Source organism: Actinoallomurus sp. NPDC050550, from assembly GCF_040655075.1.
Taxonomy (GTDB): domain Bacteria; phylum Actinomycetota; class Actinomycetes; order Streptosporangiales; family Streptosporangiaceae; genus Actinoallomurus.
On the sequence record NZ_JBFAJC010000012.1, the window covers coordinates 201,521 to 217,907 of the forward strand.

Genomic DNA, 16,387 nt, shown 5'->3' on the forward strand with positions numbered 1-16,387 from the left:
TCATGTTGAAACACCGGAGTGGTGTCCTCCTCGCGCTGCTGGCACTCTTCGTCTCCCTCACCTCCGTCGTGGCGCCGGCGGCCTCGGCGCGGGCGGCGGGCACGACCGTCACCGTCGACGGGACGAAAGGCGGCCGGACGTTCGACGGGATCGGTGCGATCAGCGGCGGCGGCGGCAACTCGCGGCTGCTGATGGACTACCCCGAACCGCAGCGGAGCCGGATCCTCGACTACCTGTTCAAGCCCGGCTACGGCGCCTCCCTGCAGATCCTGAAGGTCGAGATCGGCGGGGACATGAACTCCACCGACGGCGCCGAGCCCAGCCACATGCATTCGCCCGACGATCTGAACTGCGACCGTGGCTACGAGTGGTGGCTGATGGAGCAGGCCAAGAAGCGCAACCCGGACATCAAGCTGGCCGCCCTGTCCTGGGGCGCGCCCGGCTGGATCGGCAAGGGCAGCTTCTGGACGCAGGACATGGTCGACTACCTGATGAAGTGGCTCGGCTGTGCCACAACGCACCACCTGCCGATCGACTACCTCGGCGGGTGGAACGAGAACGGCTTCGACAAGGCCTGGTACGAGAACCTGCACGCGGCACTGCGGGCGAACGGATACGCGACGAAGGTCGTGGCCGCCGACTCCGGGTGGGACGTCGCCGACGCGATCGCCGCCGACCCGAAGTTCGGCGCCGCCGTCGACATCGTCGGCGCGCACTACCCGTGCGAGGGCGGCGACGGCGGCAGCGCGAACACCTGCGACACCCCCGACGCCGCCAAGAACGTCGGCAAGCCGATCTGGGCCAGCGAGAACGGCTCGCAGGACTACGACAACGGCGCGCCGGCGATGGCGCGGGCGATCAACCTCGGCTACGTCGACGGCCGGATGACCTCGTTCATCAACTGGCCGCTCGTCGCCGCGCTGCCGCCCGGCCTGCCGTTCCAGACCACCGCGCTGACCGTGGACGACCAGCCGTGGTCGGGCAGCTTCGCGATCGGCAAGCAGGCGTGGGTGACCGCCCACACCACCCAGTTCACCCGGCCCGGCTGGACGTACGTCGACAGCGCGAGCGGCCTGCTCGGCGGCGACCGCACCAACGGGAGCTACGTGACGCTGAAGTCGCCGAAGGGACACGACTACAGCACCGTGATCGAGACGACCCGCGCCACCGCCGACCAGACCGTCACGTTCAATGTCACGGGCGGGCTGTCCACCGGTGCGGTGCACGTCTGGTCCACCGATCTGGCGTCCAAGAACGCGGCGGACGACTTCGCCCACGTCACCGACGTCACCCCTGCGAGCGGGACGTACACGGTGACGCTGAAGCCCGGACGCGTCTACACGCTGACCACCACGACCGGCCAGGGCAAGGGCACCGCGACGTCGGGTCCTTCGGCGGCGTTCGGGCTGCCGTATTCCGACACGTTCGACGGCTCGCGGACCGGCGCGATCCCCGACTACCTCGCTCCGCAGCACGGCTCGTTCGAGATCGTCCCCTGCGGCGCCGGGCGGCCCGGCAAGTGCGCCCGCCAGATGTCGCAGGTCAAGCCGATCGTCTGGCACGACAACGCGGCGACGCCGTACAGCCTGATCGGCGACGGCACGTGGACGAACTACACGGTCAGCGCCGACGTCATGCTCGAGCAGACCGGCTCTGTGGAACTGCTGGGCCGGTACGGCGGGCGCGACTACTGGGAGGTCGGCCACATCGACGCCTACTATCTGCGGGTCACCGACGCGGGTGACTGGTCGATCGTGCGCGGCGACACCGGCGGCGGGCTGACGACGCTCACCTCCGGAAAGGTCGCCGCCCTCGGGCCCGTCAGCTGGCACCGTCTGGCGCTCACCTTCCAGGGTGACGCGATCACGGCGGCGATCGACGGGAAGCAGCTCGGCACCGCGCACGACTCCGCCTACGCCGCCGGACCGGCCGGCCTGGCGGTCGGTGTCGGCGACGGCGGGAACATCGGCGGCAACCTCATCACCGACCCGACCGGCGACCTGGACTGGAACGGCCCGTACTCCCTCGACGGCGACGTGAGCGGCACGGTGGAGAAGGCGACCACGCCGGACGGCAAGAGCGCCGTCCACTGGAAGATGGACGACGCCAAGCAGAACACCTGGATCCAGTACACGCCGAGCGGGCTCGCCCAGGGCACGTCCTACAAGGCGAGCGTCACCCTGCGCGGCAAGGGCAACGTCTACCTCAACTTCTACAACGGCCAGAGCGACGTGGGCGGCCAGGCCGTCCAGCTGAGCGACACGCCGCAGACGGTGGAGGTCAAGACGACGATCCCCGGCGGTGACATCCGGCCGCTGCAGTTCCAGGTGCGCACGGCCGGCGACGGTCCGGTCGACCTGCTGGCCTCCGACGCGGCGATCTACAAGCAGATCCCGGGCGCGGGCTGGCTGAACGCCCAGTTCGACGACCTCAAGGTCACCCCGGGTCAGAACGCCACCGCCGGCACGGCCTACAAGCTGGTGAACGCCGGCAGCGGCAAGGCCCTGTCCGTCGCCGCCGACGGTACGAAGATCGTGCAGGCCGCCGACACCGGTGCCGCCGCCCAGCAGTGGCGGCTGGAGGGCCACGGCACCGGATACCTGGAGATCGTGGGAGCGGGCGGCAAGGTCCTCGCCGCGCCGTCCGGGGCGGCCGGAGCCCAGCTGGAACAGCGCGCCGACACGCGCGCGGACCGCGAGCAGTGGCGCTTCGTCCCGACCGGCGACGGCCACTACACGATCACGAACCGGGACAGCGGCAAGACCGCCGACGTACGGTCCAAGGACGACACGGTCGTGCAGAACCCCGCGTCGGATGCGGCGGGCCAGCGCTGGGAACTGGTGCCCGTGCCGACCGCGGGTGCGACGTACAGGCTGCAGAACGTCGGCAGCGGCCTGGTGATGGACGTCGCCGGGCAGTCGCGCGACGACGGCGGCAAGGTCGTGCAGTGGACCGACAACGGCGGTTCCAACCAGCAGTGGCGGCTCAAGCCGGCCGGATCCCGCTACGCCCTCGTCAACGTCAACAGCGGCAAGGTGCTCGACGTCCCCGGGGCGTCCACCGACCCGGCGACCGACCTGGACCAGTGGACCGACAACGGCGGCTCGAACCAGCAGTGGCAGCTCACCCCGGCCCCGGGCGGCGCGTACACGCTGACCAACGGCCACAGCGGCCTCGCCGTCGACATCTGGCAGCAGCGCAAGGATCCGGGCGCGGGCGTCCAGCAGAACACCTCGAGCGGCGGGCCCAGTCAGCAGTGGCGGCTGATCCCGGTGTCCTGAGGACCATGAGAGGGTCGTGCCTCGTCGGTGAGGCACGACCCCTCACGCGTGCCGCGCCGACCTTCGGCAACTGCTGAAGGGTGCCCGGTGGATGGCTGCCCGCGAGATCCACCGGACACCCCCTAAGCCGGTTCTCGAGCGGTGCCGGGGTCCAGCGTCGGGGCGCCGACGGGGCAGCTGAACGGGCACTCCGGGCGGGTGGTGCACTGTTCGGGACTGAGGGCGTCGTCGCGGACCGTGAGGAACGTCAGCACCGCGCCGACGGCCAGCAGGGCCGCCGCGAACAGCATGGCCGAGTGGAAGCCGTCGTCGAAGACGTGCGGGTTCGCGTAGGCGTTCCCGGTGAGGCCGACGGCGGGCGGGACGCCCGCGACCGCGAGGAGACTCGCGGCGCGGGCGACCGCGTTGTTGACGCCGCTCGCGACGCCGGCGTGCCGGACGTCGGCGGTGGCCAGCACAGTCGCGGTGAGCGGCGCGACGGTCGCCGACAGGCCCAGCCCGAAGACCACCGCGGCGGGCAGCACGTCCCGGACGTACGACGCGTGCGGGCCGATGCGCAGGGTCAGCAGCATCCCGGCGGTGGCGAGGACCAGCCCGACGGTCATGGGAAGGCGGGGGCCGATGCGCTGGGCCAGGGCGCCCGCCCGGGAGGACAGGAGCAGCATCAGCACGGTCACGGGGAGCAGGGCCGTGCCCGCGAGGATGGGGGAGTAGCCGGCCACGACCTGCAGTTCTACGACGAGCAGGAAGAACTGCACGCCCATCCCGCCGTACACGAGGAACGTCACGATGTTGACGGCCGTGAACTGGCCGGACCGGAAGATCCCGACCGGCATCATGGCGCTCGGGCCGTGCCCGTTGGACCTGCGCCGCTCGACCACGACGAACGCCGCGCCCGCCGCGATGCCGATCATGGCCGTGACGACGACGGCCGCCGTCGACGTGCCCTTCGCGGGTGCCTCGGTGAGGGCGTACGTGATCCCGGCGAGCGCGAGGGCGGCGAGCGCCGCGCCCAGCACGTCGAAGCCCCGGTGTTCGCCCTCGTCCCGGCTCTCCGGGACATGCCGGGCGGCGACGAAGATGACGACGGCGGCGAGCGGGAGGTTCAGCAGGAACGCCCAGCGCCACCCGGCCGCCGCGATGATCCAGCCGCCGAGGAACGGCCCGATCGCGCCCGCGACGCCGCCGAGCCCGGACCAGGCGCCGACGGCACGCGGTCGGTCGTCCGGCGCGAACGACGCCTGAATGATGGCCAGCGATCCGGGTGTCAGCAGCGCGCCGCCCACGCCCTGCAGGCCACGGGAGATCACCAGGACCTCCATGTTCGGGGCGAGCCCGCACAGGGCGGACGCGATCGCGAACCACGCGACGCCGATCGTGAACAGCTTTCGGCGGCCGTACCGGTCGCCGAGCGAGCCGCCGAGCAGGATCAGCCCGGCCAGCGTGAGGGTGTAGGCGTTGATGGTCCACTGCAGGCCGGCGACGGAGGCGCCGAAGTCCTTGCCGATGCGCGGCAGCGCCACGTTGACGATCGTGGCGTCGAGGAACGCCAGGCTGGAGCCGAGGACGGTGGCGGCCAGCACCCAGCGCCCACGGGCCTCGGACAGTCGGAGGTTCAAACGATCACTTCATCGGCATAGCACCAGCGCCAGTCCTCACCGGGCTCGAAGGACCGCACGATCGGATGAGAGGTCTCATGGTGGTGCGCCGTCGCGTGCTTGGCCGGGGAGGAGTCGCAACAGCCGACGTGCCCGCAGGTCAGGCAAAGTCGCAGATGGACCCACCGGCCGCCCACACGCAGGCAGTCCTCACACCCCTCCGGAGTGCGCGCCTCGGGTGTGGGCGCCGGCAGCGTCGAAACGTGCTCACAGGTGATTGTCGTCATACACGGCATACTCGCACGCGGGGGTCTGCCGCGCCGTCACCAGTGGTCGAAACTCAGCGGTTCGTCCTCCGGCCGGTCCGAGCGTGACAGCAGCGCCAGGTCGGACTCCACCATCCTCGCGACCAGTTCCTCGAACGACACGGTGGGCTCCCAGCCGAGCTGGTCGCGGGCCTTCTTCGGGTCTCCGCACAGCAGGTCGACCTCGGCGGGGCGGGTGAGCCCCGGGTCGGCGATCACGTGGTCCCGCCAGTCCAGACCGGCGGTGCTGAAGGCGAGTTCGACGAGATCGCGCACCGACTGGGTGCGGCCGGTGCCGATGACGTAGTCCTCCGGGGTCTCCTGCGCGAGCATCAGGCGCATCGCCCGGACGTAGTCGCCGGCGTACCCCCAGTCGCGCCGAGCCTCCAGGTTCCCGAGCCGGAGCTCCGTGGCCAGGCCGAGCTTGATGCGCGCCACGCCGAGGGAGATCTTGCGGGTGACGAACTCCGCTCCCCGGCGCGGTGACTCGTGGTTGAACAGGATGCCGCTGACGGCGAACATCCCGTACGACTCCCGGTAGTTCTGGGTGATGAAGTGCCCGTAGGTCTTGGCGACGCCGTACGGGCTGCGCGGGTGGAAGGGCGTCCGCTCGTTCTGCGGCGTCTCACGCACCTGGCCGAACATCTCCGACGACGACGCCTGGTAGAAGCGGATCTGACCGCCGCCGGGCGTGCGGGAGCCGCTGATCCCGCTGACCACCCGGATCGCCTCCAGCACCCGCAGCACGCCCATCCCGGTGACCTCGGCGGTGATCTCCGCCTGCTGCCAGGACATGGGCACGAAGGAGATGGCGCCGAGGTTGTACACCTCGTCGGGCCGCACCTTCTCCACGGCGGAGATGAGACTGCCCTGGTCCAGGAGGTCGCCGTAGACCAGGCCCACGTCGCCGATGTGCTTGCGCAGCCTCGACACGTGCGGGTTCGCCTGGCCGCGGACCAGGCCCCACACCTCGTACCCCTGCTCGAGCAGATGCTCGGCGAGGTATGAGCCGTCCTGCCCGGTGATCCCGGTGATGAGCGCTCTCGTGGTCAGCGGAACCTCCATGCTTACGGGGCTTTGCCCGCTTCGTGTGACCCCAGAGGTTAGCCGTCCCCGCCGGGCGATGGCGATAGCGGCTCACCGTGACCCGAATCAGATTCGTGTCGTGGGCCGGGACTAGGATGTCGTGGTGCGCGATGGGGGAGCTGAGCCGGGCCTGGAGGCGGCGAAGGATCGCGCCGATGCGAGGCCAAGCCGAGGCCCCGCTCGGCTGCGGCTCGGCGGGCGGGCCCTCGACGACTTCGCGGTCATGGCCGTGGTCAACCGGACCCCCGACTCGTTCTTCGACAAAGGCGCGACGTACGCCTTCGCCGCGGCGCTCGCGGCCGTCGACACGGCGGTGGAGGCCGGCGCCGACATCGTCGACATCGGCGGCGTCAAGGCCGGGCCGGGCGAGGAGGTCGGGGTCGCCGAGGAGCTCCGGCGGGTCGTCGACCTGGTCGCGGCGGTGCGCGAACGCCATCCGGGCGTGGTCGTCAGCGTCGACACCTGGCGCGCGGAGGTCGGAGAGGCGGTCGCGGAGGCCGGGGCCGACCTGCTCAACGACACGTGGGGCGGTCCGGACCCACGGCTGGCCGAGGTGGCGGCGGCGTACGATATCGGCCTGGTGTGCTCGCACGCCGGCGGTCTGCGCCCGAGGACCCGCCCGCATCGGGTGGCCTACGACGACGTGGTGGCCGACGTCGTCCGGCACGTGACCGCCGAGGCCGAGCGCGCCGTGTCGCTGGGGGTGCGCCGCGACGCGATCCTCATCGACCCGGCACACGACTTCGGCAAGAACACCCGCCAGTCGCTGGAGATCACGCGTCGCCTCGGCGAGCTGACCCGCACCGGGTGGCCCGTCCTCGTGGCCGTGTCGAACAAGGACTTCATCGGGGAGACCCTCGGCCGGCCGGTGGACAAGCGCGGCGTCGGGACGATGGCGGTGCTGGGGGTCTCGGCCTGGCTCGGCGCCCGGGTCTTCCGGGTGCACGACGTCGCGGGCGCCCGGCGGGCGCTGGACGCGATCGCCACCCTGCGGCACGGTCCCGCCGCCACGCCTGAAGGGGCGCGTTCCGGCGTCGCCGCCCCGCCGTGACGCACCCGCCACGTCTGGAGAGACGCGTTCCGAGCCGATGACCCCGGCCGCCGTCGGACCGGCGGGTCAGTGCGTCGCCGACTCGCGCTGACGGGCGCGGTAGGCGGCGACGTGCATGCGGTTGCCGCACGTGCGGCTGTCGCAGTACCGCCGGCACCGGTTGCGAGACAGGTCGACGAGCACCCGCGAGCAGTCGGGGGCCTCGCAGACGCGCAGCCGGTCCAGCTCGTCGGCGGCGATGACGTACGCGAGGGCGATGCCGCCCTCGGCCGCGAGGTGCTCGGCCAGCCGCGAGCCCGGCGCGAAGAAGTGCACGTGCCAGTCGTACTCGTCGTGGTCGGTCAGGTGCGGTGAGGTGCGCGCCTCGGCGATGACCGCGTTGACCCGGCGTACGGCGGTCTCCTTGTCCTCGGCCGCGCGGAAGACCTCGTGGAGCCGATCGCGCAGGCCGTGGGTGGCGGTAAGGTCGCCGGCGTCGAGGTCGTGCGCGTCGCTCAGCTGGTTGCGGTCGACGAACTCCTGCAGGGCGGCCAGGTCGGGAAGGTGCTCGGTCGCGGTGGCCGGTGGCCCGGTGTTCACCAGATCGACGATGATCTGGAGGGCGTGCTCGGTGTCATGGCTGAAAAGCACTTCGACTCCCGTCCGGCCGACACGGTTTCAAAGTAAGTAGCGTACGCGCATACGCTGCTTACTTCGAATCGCGGACCTCTCGCTTCCCATTGTGACCTGCCCCACGACTCCCTGGTGCGAGGCGCAGGCGATTTGGGGAGGAGTGGGCGGCATGAGTCCGATGTCGCTTTTGGTGATCGGCGCGGACGCGTTGCGGGCCGTGCGCCGGCGGCTCGACCCAGACCTGCGTCGCGACGTCGGCTAATCAGGGGACCTCACCGGGCGTAGAACGGGTCGGCGACGACGGGATAGAGGGCGTCGGCCTCCCGGTGCCCGACGGTCATCACGAGGACCGGGCCGTCGAGATCGTACGCCGCCGTGATCGGGCGGTAGAGCGCGTCGCACGCCCACGGCCGGTGGAACCGGCCCACGGTCGCGCCGTACCGGTCGTGGACGACGTCGTAGCCTCCGGACGGCGCCGCGTCGAGGGAGAGGCCTTCGTCGAGTCCCAGGGCGAAGCGGAACTCCGTGGGCGCGTCCGGCCCGTGCAGCACCGTGATGAGGCGCACGCCCGTGGTGGTGGTCTGGGCGATCAGGTCGGTGTCGGTGTCGACACCGGGGAAGACCCGGAGACTCGGGCGGACGGCGGTGACCGCTCGGTCGTCGGCGGGGCCGGGCAGCCCGATCTGGATGTGCTGTCCGTTCCGGGTCGGCACGGAGACGCCGTCGAGGGCCCGCGGGCCCCAGATGACGTCCTGATTGACCGCTTCGGGTGGCTCCGTCCAGCCGCGGAGCAGGAGAATCTGGTTCGCGGTATCCGCCACCGTTACCGCGCCATCGCGCGCGTGTCTCATCCGAGTCCCTTTCTTTCGGGCTATTCGCGGTACGTCATAAGACGCCTATCTTCCCGGTCCGGTGGCCTTCTCTTATGGCGAAGTTCGGATTCCATCGGGCGGGTCGGCCAAGGTACCAGTCGATTTATGTAGTCATAGGGCGCTTTAAGGGGAATCCGACGGTCTGGGTCGGACATCCCCCACCGGGAGATTATCCAGGTGGGGGCCTGGTGGGACGCGCGGACCCCCGGTGCCGGCTTAATTGATCTTCTGGTATCCGTCTTTTTGGATGATTCGCCCTATTGCCCATAAAGTCGGCGGGCGGGGCGGCGATCACGGCGGAAGCGAGGTGCTGTCCGTAAACTGTGATACGGCGGATCAGGTGCGAGCCGAAGGAGTCACATGTCCGAGCAAGTGGAGATGTCGCAGGATCGGGCCACGACGGATGAACCCCAGAAGATCGGCCGAGCCGACCCGGCCGGGCCTTCGATGACGAATGGACCGGCGCCGGGCCGCCCGCAGGGACCGGGTGCCACCGTACGCATCGTCGACCTGCCGGAGTCGGACCAGAAGTCGCTGCGTAGCGCCCTGCGTCACGACACGCCACTGCACGACCTGCTCGGTCTGGAGATGGTCGAGATCGGTGAGGATCACGCGGTGCTGTCCATGCCGATCCGGCCGCAGGCGTTCAACAGCACCGGCAACCTGCACGGCGGCGCCATCGCCACGCTCATCGACGTGGCGGCCGGCACGGCCGCGGCCCGGGGGAGCGGGTTCGAGCCGGGCCGGCAGAGCCTCGTCACCGCCGACCTGCACGTCCGGTACCTCGGCCGCCCGCACGGCGACGTGGTCTACGCGCGGGCCCAGGTGCTGAAGGCCGGCCGCCAGCTCATCGTCGTGGAGTGCCGGGTCACCGACGTGGAGGACCGCGTCATCGCCGCGGCCGACTTCAGCATGATGATCGTGCCGCTGCGCAAGCCGCTGCGACCGGTCGCGTCCGCCAAGGACACCGACCCGGACCTGTAACCGCCGGAGACCCGGCGCGCATCGCATCGCAGCGCGCCGGGCCGGGCGGTGGCGTCCGGTCAGCCCGGGTTGGCTGCCAGCGTGTTGAAGAACGCCGGCAGGTTCGGGCTGCCCAGACCCGTCGACAGGTCGAAGCCGGCCGTCGCCGGGTAGTACAGGTTGTTGCCCGCGACCACGTCGGTGTACGGCTTGTTGGCACCCCCCGCGCTCAGCGCGTGGTAGAAGGTGTCCGGGCCGAAGCAGAAGATGTGGGATTTCGCGAGCAGACCCTGGTTCACCAGCGCCATTCCGGCCGCCCAGATGGGCGCCGCCGCGCTCGTGCCGCCGGACGACACCCAACGGCCCCGGAAGTAGATCGGCAGGTTGATCGCGGCCGCGGAGATGTCCGGCACCTGCCGGCCGCCACTGCCGGCGTACCGGTTGTCCGTGCCCGGCGCCTGCTGGTACGGCGGCCGCTGGAACACCTTGCTCACTCCGCCGCCGCTGCCCCACTGGTTCTCGCACTTGGACAGGTTCGACCGGTCGGACCACACGACCTCCCCGGTACGGGCCCCGTTCGGCGCCAGGTCGAGGCGGGTGCCGCCCACCGAGACGGCGTTGGGCGAGCTCGCGGGGAAGGAGACGTCGAGCGAGCCGTACTGCCGGTCGGCGTACGCGCCGCAGTCACCGCTCGAGATGAACACCGTCATCTGCTCGGTGGCGGTGAGGATGTGGAGGCTCTGGTCGATCGCCTGCATGATGGGCTGCGACAGGAAGCCCTCCGGGCCGCCCATGCTGATGCTGACGATGCTGCCCGGCCGCGACTTGCTGGCGTTGTCGTCGATGATCCGCTGCAGCGCGTTGTTGAGCGCGGCCCAGGAGTCAGAGCCGTTGCCGCTGTTCAGCAGCTCGGGATCCTCCTGGTAGTCGACGATGCGCAGGTTCGGGGCCAGGCCCGCCAGCATCTGGATGTCGAGGGTGGCCTCCGCGCCGACCGCGGGCTCGGTCGCCCCCATGTTGACGTTGCCGAGCTGGATGTGGGCGCCGGTGCACGCGACGTAGTTGGCGACGTCGTTCCGGTCGTACCCGTCCATCTCGACGAGGTTGACCGTCATGTTCTCCCCGCGCCAGCCCTGCCCCCACAGCTGGTTGAACCCGTACGCGGCGGCGACCCGCTGACTCGACGCGAACTTCTGGGGGAACCGCTGGATGCAGCGTCCCGCGCGAGTCGGGAGCGCGCGTCCGGGCGCCGATGCGCCCAGCGCACGGGCCTTGGGGGCGAGGCTGTAGCTCTCCAGGCCCGTGACGGCCAGGATGTACGGCTTGATCTGCTCGGGGATCTGCGGCGGGTGGTTCGGGTCGGGCGTGAAGTAGGTGCGGCCGTTCAGCCGGTGCGTGACGAAGGAGGTGCGCAGCAGCTTGGCGGCCTGGCCGGCCTTGACGTCGAAGGTCACGCTGGTGCGCGTCTTGCTGGTCTTGGCCTGGATGTGGGCCTGGTTGAGGTAGGCCTGGACCTTCTGGAGCTGCTCGTCGGTGATGCCGAGGTCCTTGCCGACGTCCCCGGCCCGCTGGGCCGGGCTCTTGCCGTGCCCGAACTTCTTCCAGGCCTGGTCGCTGACCTTCAGGGTGACGCCGACGTGCAGCGTCTTGGTGTCCGGGACCTTGCCGGTGACCGGTGCCTTGAGCACCTTGTCCGGGATCCCGAGATCAAGGGTCGTGAACTTCCACGACACGGCGGTGGTCGGCGTGGCCGACGGCTTGCTGGAGTGCCCCGAACTCCCGCAGCCGCTCAGCACAGTCAGTGCGAGCAGCATGCTGAGACATGCGGTCCGGCGCTTGCGCACGGATCTACCCCGTTTCGTCGTCTATGAAATTTCTCGAGCACGCACGGGCGGACCGTGCGTGAGCGCTCAGACGAGCGCGGCGAATCGCCGGTTCCACTCGTTCGGTTAGGTTTCCGGCTTCCAGGACGGCGGAGGCAGTATGGGACTGATGTGACATCAGTAGCCGGATGACCACTCATGGTACGTGTGCTCGCATACCGTGACAGACCAGTGATGGTCCTGGCAACAACTTCAAAGAAGCTCGAAGAGACGCGTCCGGCCGCGTGCCCACAGGGCACGCGGCCGGTTCCGGACAGCCTTTAAATCAGGGATGAAGCGCGGGCGTATGCAGGGCGGCGTGTGCCTGTCGGATCTGCGGCCACGACTTCGGCTGAGCCGTCGCGGCGACCGGCTGCGGCGGCGCGGCCGGACGTCCCGGCGTGAGCAGCCAGGTCTGGAACAGATCCCCGAGCCGCTGACCGGACACCCGCTCGGCGTGCGCGACGAACTCCGGGATCGTCGCGTTGCCGTACCGCTTCTGCGTCGCCCACGTGCGCAGGATCGTGAAGAAGGCCCGGTCGCCGACCTTCGCCCGCAGCGCCTGCAGGGCCATCGCGCCACGGTCGTAGACGGCGTCGGCGAACTGGTTCTCACCCGGCCCCGGGTCGCCCGGCTTCACCTGCCAGAACGCATCGTTCACCGGGTAGGCGTCGTAGGTCTTCTTGGCCAGTTCGGCGGCCGTGCCCTCGCCGTGCTGCTCCGACCACAGCCACTCGGCGTACGTCGCGAACCCCTCGTTCAGCCAGATGTCGCTCCACCGGGCGAGCGACACGCTGTCACCGAACCACTGATGGGCGTTCTCGTGCACGACGAGGTACGGCCGGGGCCCGTTGCGGAAGCCGTACGGGCTGTAGAACGGCCGGGTCTGGGTCTCCAGCGCGAAGTGGGAGGTCACGTTCGGCACGTACCCGCCGACCGAGGTGAACGGGTAGGGGCCGAAGATCCGGCTCTCCCAGTCGACGACCTCGGCGGTCTTCTCGACACTCGCCTTGGCCGCCGCCGCGCGGTCGGCGGGCAGGTCGGGGCTGTAGGCGGTGATGACCGGGAGACCGTTCTTCGTCCGGGAACGATGGACGTCGAACTTGCCGATCGCGAGCGTCGCGAGGTACGTCGCCTGCTGGCGGGTCTCGCGCCAGCCGTACCGCGTCCAGCCGCCCGCGGTGCGCGTGCCGGTCGGCTCGCCGTTACTGATCGTCTGCAGGCCCTCCGGCACGGTGATCTGGATGTCGTACGTCGCCTTGTCGAGCGGATGGTCGTTGCTGGGGAACCACCACCAGGCGCTCTCCGGCTCCTGCGCGGCGATCGCGCCGTCCGGGGTCCGGGCCCAGCCGACGTAGTCGTTGTACTTCTTTGTCGACGGGACGCCGGAGTAGCGGACGACGACGGTGAGCGGCCGCCCCCTGTGGAGGACGGCGGCCGGGGTGATCACCAGCTCGTGGGCGCCGGACGTCGTGAACCGTGCCGGCCGCCCGTTCACCGTCACCGAGGAGACGTCGAGCAGGAAGTCCAGGTCGAAGCGGGTGAGGTCCTGCGTCGCCCGGGCGGTGATGGTCGCCGTGCCGTCGAGACGGTCGTCGGACGGCCGGTACCTCAGGTCGAGGCCGTAGTGGGCGACGTCGTAACCGCCATTGCCGTAGTCGGGATAGTACGGGTCGCCGATCCCCGGCGCGCCCGGCCCGGCGTCGGCATGGGCGGCCGTGGCCGCCAGGAGGACTCCGGCGGCGGCCGCGACCGCGGCGGTCAGTCGTCTGCTGCGCATTTACTCTCCCGCTTTCTCCATGTTTACCCGCTGGGATAATAGGGAGTTTCCGTGGTGCCTGGTCAATGGGTGACGGGCTCCAGCGTCGCGTTGAAGTGACGGAGGATGGGAGGGACGGTGACGAGGCGGTAGCCGGGGACGCTCTCGGCCCGCTTGGCCACGGCGGCGACCACCTCGGCGACGTACTCCAGGTGGCTCTGGGTGTAGACCCGGCGCGGCAGGGCGAGGCGGAGCAGTTCGTACGGGGCCGGCGTCCGGAGCCGCCCGTCCTCGTCGACCTCGCCGAGGAAGAGCGAGCCCAGCTCCACCGAGCGGATGCCGCCCTCGAGGTACAGCGCGCACGCCAGTGCGTGGCCCGGGAACCGCTCCGGCGGAATGTGCGGCAGCAGGCGGCCGGCGTTCAGGTAGACCCCGTGGACCCCCGGCGGCCGTACGGTGCCGACGCCGGCCGTGTTGACGAGTTCGGCGAGGTGCGCGGTCGCGTCGGCCCGGGCGCGCAGGTAGTGCGGATCCGTGACCTCGGTCATCCCCTGGGCGAGCATCTCCAGATCCCGGCCCGCCAGGCCGCCGTACGTGCGGAAGCCCTCCGTGGCGGTCAGGACGAGCTCGCAGCGCTTGGCCAGGTCGTCGTCGCGGAGCGCGAGCAGGCCCCCGATGTTGGCGATCCCGTCCTTCTTCAGGCTCGCCAGGCAGCCGTCGGCCAGCCGGAACGCCGCTTTCGCCACCTCGCGGGGAGAGGAGTCCTGATAGCCGGGCTCGCGCTGGGTCACCAGCCACGCGTTCTCGGCGAACCGTCCCGCGTCCAGGAAGAACGGCACGGCGTGCCGGCGGCAGAGCCGCGACGCGGCCTCGAGGTTGGCCATGGAGACCGGTTGCCCGCCGCCTCCGTTGTTGGTGATCGTCATGATCACGATGCCGATGCGGTCGGCGTCCGGGCCGGTCAGAGCGGCTTCCAGCGCGGCCAGATCGATGTTCCCCTTGAACGGCTCGTCGCTGTCGAGGTCTTTCATCTCGGGGCAGGGCAGATCGCGCGCCTCGCAACCGGCCAGCTCGGAGTTGGCGCGCGTGGTGTCGAAATGCGTGTTGCTGATGGTGATCTGGCCCGGCTCGAGCAGCGCGGAGAACAGAATGCGTTCCGCGGCCCGCCCTTGGTGGACGGGGAAGATGTGCGGATAAGACGTCAGTTCGTCGACGACCTCACGGAAGCGGTGGAACGAGCGCGCGCCCGCGTAGGTCTCGTCGCCGAGCGCGGCGGCCGCCTGCTGGGCGGCGGACAGGGCCCCGGTGCCGGAGTCGGTGAGCAGATCGATCGTGACCTCGTCCGCGCTCAGGTTGAACAGGTTGTGTCCCGCGCGTTCCAGTGCCTTCTCGCGGACCGCGCGGGTGGTCACCGGAATCGGTTCGACGACCTTGATGCGGTACGGCTCCATGAGGGGCATGCCTTAGCTCCTTGCTGACCCGACCTAATTTCGGGCAACCGGTAATGAGGGTTAGGAGCCTATCGGTCATCTAGCCCGTTTCTCGGAGCCTTAACTCTTACGTAACTGAACTGCCCCAATTCCGTCAGTGCGTGTCCTTCCGGTCAGCGGGGGAGTGTGATGTGTTCGTGGGTCACCGCCTCGATGTCGGAGGCGGCGAGGTCGAGCAGCCGGTGCGCCAGGTCGGACAGCGCCCGCGACGCCGCGAGCTCCGCACCGATCTCCGGAACGTCCCAGTCGGCCGGGTTGCACCGCGCCTTTCCACGGCCGCGCGCCTTCTCGGTGTCACGGGCGAGGAGCCGCGCCTCGGCGTGTGTCTGGCCTTCCTGTTCGTCGAGGTAGATCTCGACGGACCAGCGATCCTGCATTTTCATCTCCACCCTCCTTGGACGCCGGGCCTCACTACTACGAGGCTTCCGCCGGCGGGCAGGCGAAGGCAGGGGCGAAGGTCCCTCATCGCGGTGCGGCCACGCGTACCGGACGAAATGCCGCGAAGCGGGCCTATGCAACGGGGATCTTCGCGTACCGTGGTCCGGGTCCTCCTGAAGTCGATCGATCCGGAGTCGCCCGGCCCATGGAGTCCCCCCATCGGTTCGAGATTCCCCGCCTGACCGCTCTTCTCCTGCACGCGCTGCCCCGGGTCGTCGAAGGCATGATCGCCCCCGTGGTGGTGTTCTACGCGGGACTCATCCTGCTCGGGCTGAACGGCGCGCTGGTGACCGCCGTCGCCTGGGTCTACGGCGGGATCCTCGTCCGCGTCGTACGGCGCCGCCCCGTGCCCGGCACCCTCCTGCTCGCGGCACTCGGCGTGACCGCCCGCGCCGCTCTCGCCGCGGTCACGGGAAGCGCCGTCGTCTACTTCCTCCAGCCCACCCTGGGCACGATGCTGGTCGCCCTGTCGTTCCTCGCCTCGGTGCCGCTCGGCCGTCCTCTCGCCGCGAAGGTCGCCACCGACCTGGTGCGGCTGCCGGAGGCGTTCCTCGCGCACCACCGCGTCCGCCGGTTCTTCCTGCGGATCTCGCTGCTGTGGTCCCTCACCTTCATGCTCAACACCGCCCTCAGCCTCTGGCTGCTGTTCCACCAGTCGATCGGCACGTACCTGTGGGTCCGGACCACGGCGGTCGCGGTCCTGGGCGCGACCGCCGTGCTGATCTCGGTCTGGGGGTTCAAGCGCTGCGTGAACCGCGTCACGGCGGTCCCCGCGCTGCCCGCTCCGGCCCGGTCCGCCGAGGTCCCCGCGCTGCCCGGCCCGGCCCGGTCCGCCGACCTGGCCCTGCGGTGACGGCGAGCTGACCTCGCCCATTGCGGCGAACCAACGCGCCGTAGGTGACATCTCTCCTTATGAGGGCATCTGGCCCCCGAGACCTGATCGCCATCGCACGTCGAGGGAGAGATCCGCGTGAAGCGTCGAGCGATGCTCACGGTCACCGGAACGACGCTGCCGCTGTCCACGCCCTCATGGGCAACTAGAGTCCGGTCACGATGACGTCCGGCCTGGA

At 70.2% G+C, this 16,387-nt stretch carries 13 protein-coding genes; 4 read left to right on the top strand and 9 right to left on the bottom strand.

Annotated elements, in window-relative coordinates; translation table 11 throughout:
* The first annotated feature begins 2 nt into the window (after nt 1-2).
* Nucleotides 3-3,281, top strand: coding sequence for an RICIN domain-containing protein (locus AB0I04_RS19305; protein WP_360886118.1), 3,279 nt, complete (start codon nt 3-5; stop codon nt 3,279-3,281).
* A gap of 122 nt (nt 3,282-3,403) precedes the next feature.
* Here the strand turns inward: AB0I04_RS19305 and AB0I04_RS19310 are convergent, their stop codons facing one another.
* The 3 genes from AB0I04_RS19310 to AB0I04_RS19320 are packed head-to-tail and all read right to left on the bottom strand — an operon-like array spanning nt 3,404 to nt 6,237.
* Nucleotides 3,404-4,900 (bottom strand): MFS transporter, encoded by a 1,497-nt coding sequence (locus tag AB0I04_RS19310; RefSeq protein WP_360886120.1) that lies wholly within the window; start codon nt 4,898-4,900, stop codon nt 3,404-3,406.
* Complete coding sequence (locus AB0I04_RS19315; protein WP_360886122.1) at nt 4,897-5,166, bottom strand: UBP-type zinc finger domain-containing protein; 270 nt, start codon at nt 5,164-5,166, stop codon at nt 4,897-4,899. The genes AB0I04_RS19310 and AB0I04_RS19315 overlap by 4 nt, the downstream gene beginning before the upstream one ends.
* A gap of 36 nt (nt 5,167-5,202) precedes the next feature.
* Nucleotides 5,203-6,237 (bottom strand): GDP-mannose 4,6-dehydratase, encoded by a 1,035-nt coding sequence (locus tag AB0I04_RS19320; protein ID WP_360886176.1) that lies wholly within the window; start codon nt 6,235-6,237, stop codon nt 5,203-5,205.
* A gap of 256 nt (nt 6,238-6,493) precedes the next feature.
* Here AB0I04_RS19320 and folP point away from each other — a divergent pair, with 256 nt between their 5' ends.
* Entirely contained in the window at nt 6,494-7,321 is an 828-nt protein-coding gene (gene folP, locus AB0I04_RS19325; RefSeq protein ID WP_360886177.1) for a dihydropteroate synthase, read from the top strand.
* A gap of 66 nt (nt 7,322-7,387) precedes the next feature.
* On the opposite strand, the gene AB0I04_RS19330 is transcribed toward folP, so the two are convergent.
* Both AB0I04_RS19330 and AB0I04_RS19335 read right to left on the bottom strand, forming a co-directional pair.
* Complete coding sequence (locus tag AB0I04_RS19330) at nt 7,388-7,951, bottom strand: CGNR zinc finger domain-containing protein (protein ID WP_360886124.1); 564 nt, start codon at nt 7,949-7,951, stop codon at nt 7,388-7,390.
* A gap of 254 nt (nt 7,952-8,205) precedes the next feature.
* Nucleotides 8,206-8,754 (bottom strand): hypothetical protein, encoded by a 549-nt coding sequence (locus AB0I04_RS19335; protein WP_360886125.1) that lies wholly within the window; start codon nt 8,752-8,754, stop codon nt 8,206-8,208.
* Nucleotides 8,755-9,165: 411 nt separating this feature from the next.
* Between AB0I04_RS19335 and AB0I04_RS19340 the strand changes: the two genes are divergently transcribed.
* On the top strand, nt 9,166-9,789 hold the full coding sequence (locus AB0I04_RS19340; protein WP_360886127.1) for a PaaI family thioesterase: 624 nt from the start codon (nt 9,166-9,168) through the stop codon (nt 9,787-9,789).
* A 59-nt stretch (nt 9,790-9,848) separates the two neighbouring features.
* Here AB0I04_RS19340 and AB0I04_RS19345 read toward each other — a convergent pair whose 3' ends face one another.
* From AB0I04_RS19345 to AB0I04_RS19360, 4 genes are all read right to left on the bottom strand, one after another.
* The gene (locus AB0I04_RS19345; protein ID WP_360886128.1) at nt 9,849-11,582 is read right to left on the bottom strand and encodes a S53 family peptidase; all 1,734 of its coding nucleotides are present in this window, start codon (nt 11,580-11,582) and stop codon (nt 9,849-9,851) included.
* A gap of 334 nt (nt 11,583-11,916) precedes the next feature.
* Nucleotides 11,917-13,410: a M1 family metallopeptidase gene (locus AB0I04_RS19350; protein ID WP_360886130.1), complete on the bottom strand. Its 1,494-nt coding sequence runs from the start codon at nt 13,408-13,410 to the stop codon at nt 11,917-11,919.
* Nucleotides 13,411-13,472: 62 nt separating this feature from the next.
* Nucleotides 13,473-14,849 (bottom strand): tryptophanase, encoded by a 1,377-nt coding sequence (locus AB0I04_RS19355; protein ID WP_360886131.1) that lies wholly within the window; start codon nt 14,847-14,849, stop codon nt 13,473-13,475.
* Nucleotides 14,850-14,992: 143 nt separating this feature from the next.
* Nucleotides 14,993-15,262: a DUF1876 domain-containing protein gene (locus AB0I04_RS19360; protein WP_360886133.1), complete on the bottom strand. Its 270-nt coding sequence runs from the start codon at nt 15,260-15,262 to the stop codon at nt 14,993-14,995.
* Between the two features lie 200 nt (nt 15,263-15,462).
* Here AB0I04_RS19360 and AB0I04_RS19365 point away from each other — a divergent pair, with 200 nt between their 5' ends.
* Nucleotides 15,463-16,170 (top strand): VC0807 family protein, encoded by a 708-nt coding sequence (locus AB0I04_RS19365; RefSeq protein ID WP_360886135.1) that lies wholly within the window; start codon nt 15,463-15,465, stop codon nt 16,168-16,170.
* The last annotated feature ends 217 nt before the right edge of the window (nt 16,171-16,387 follow it).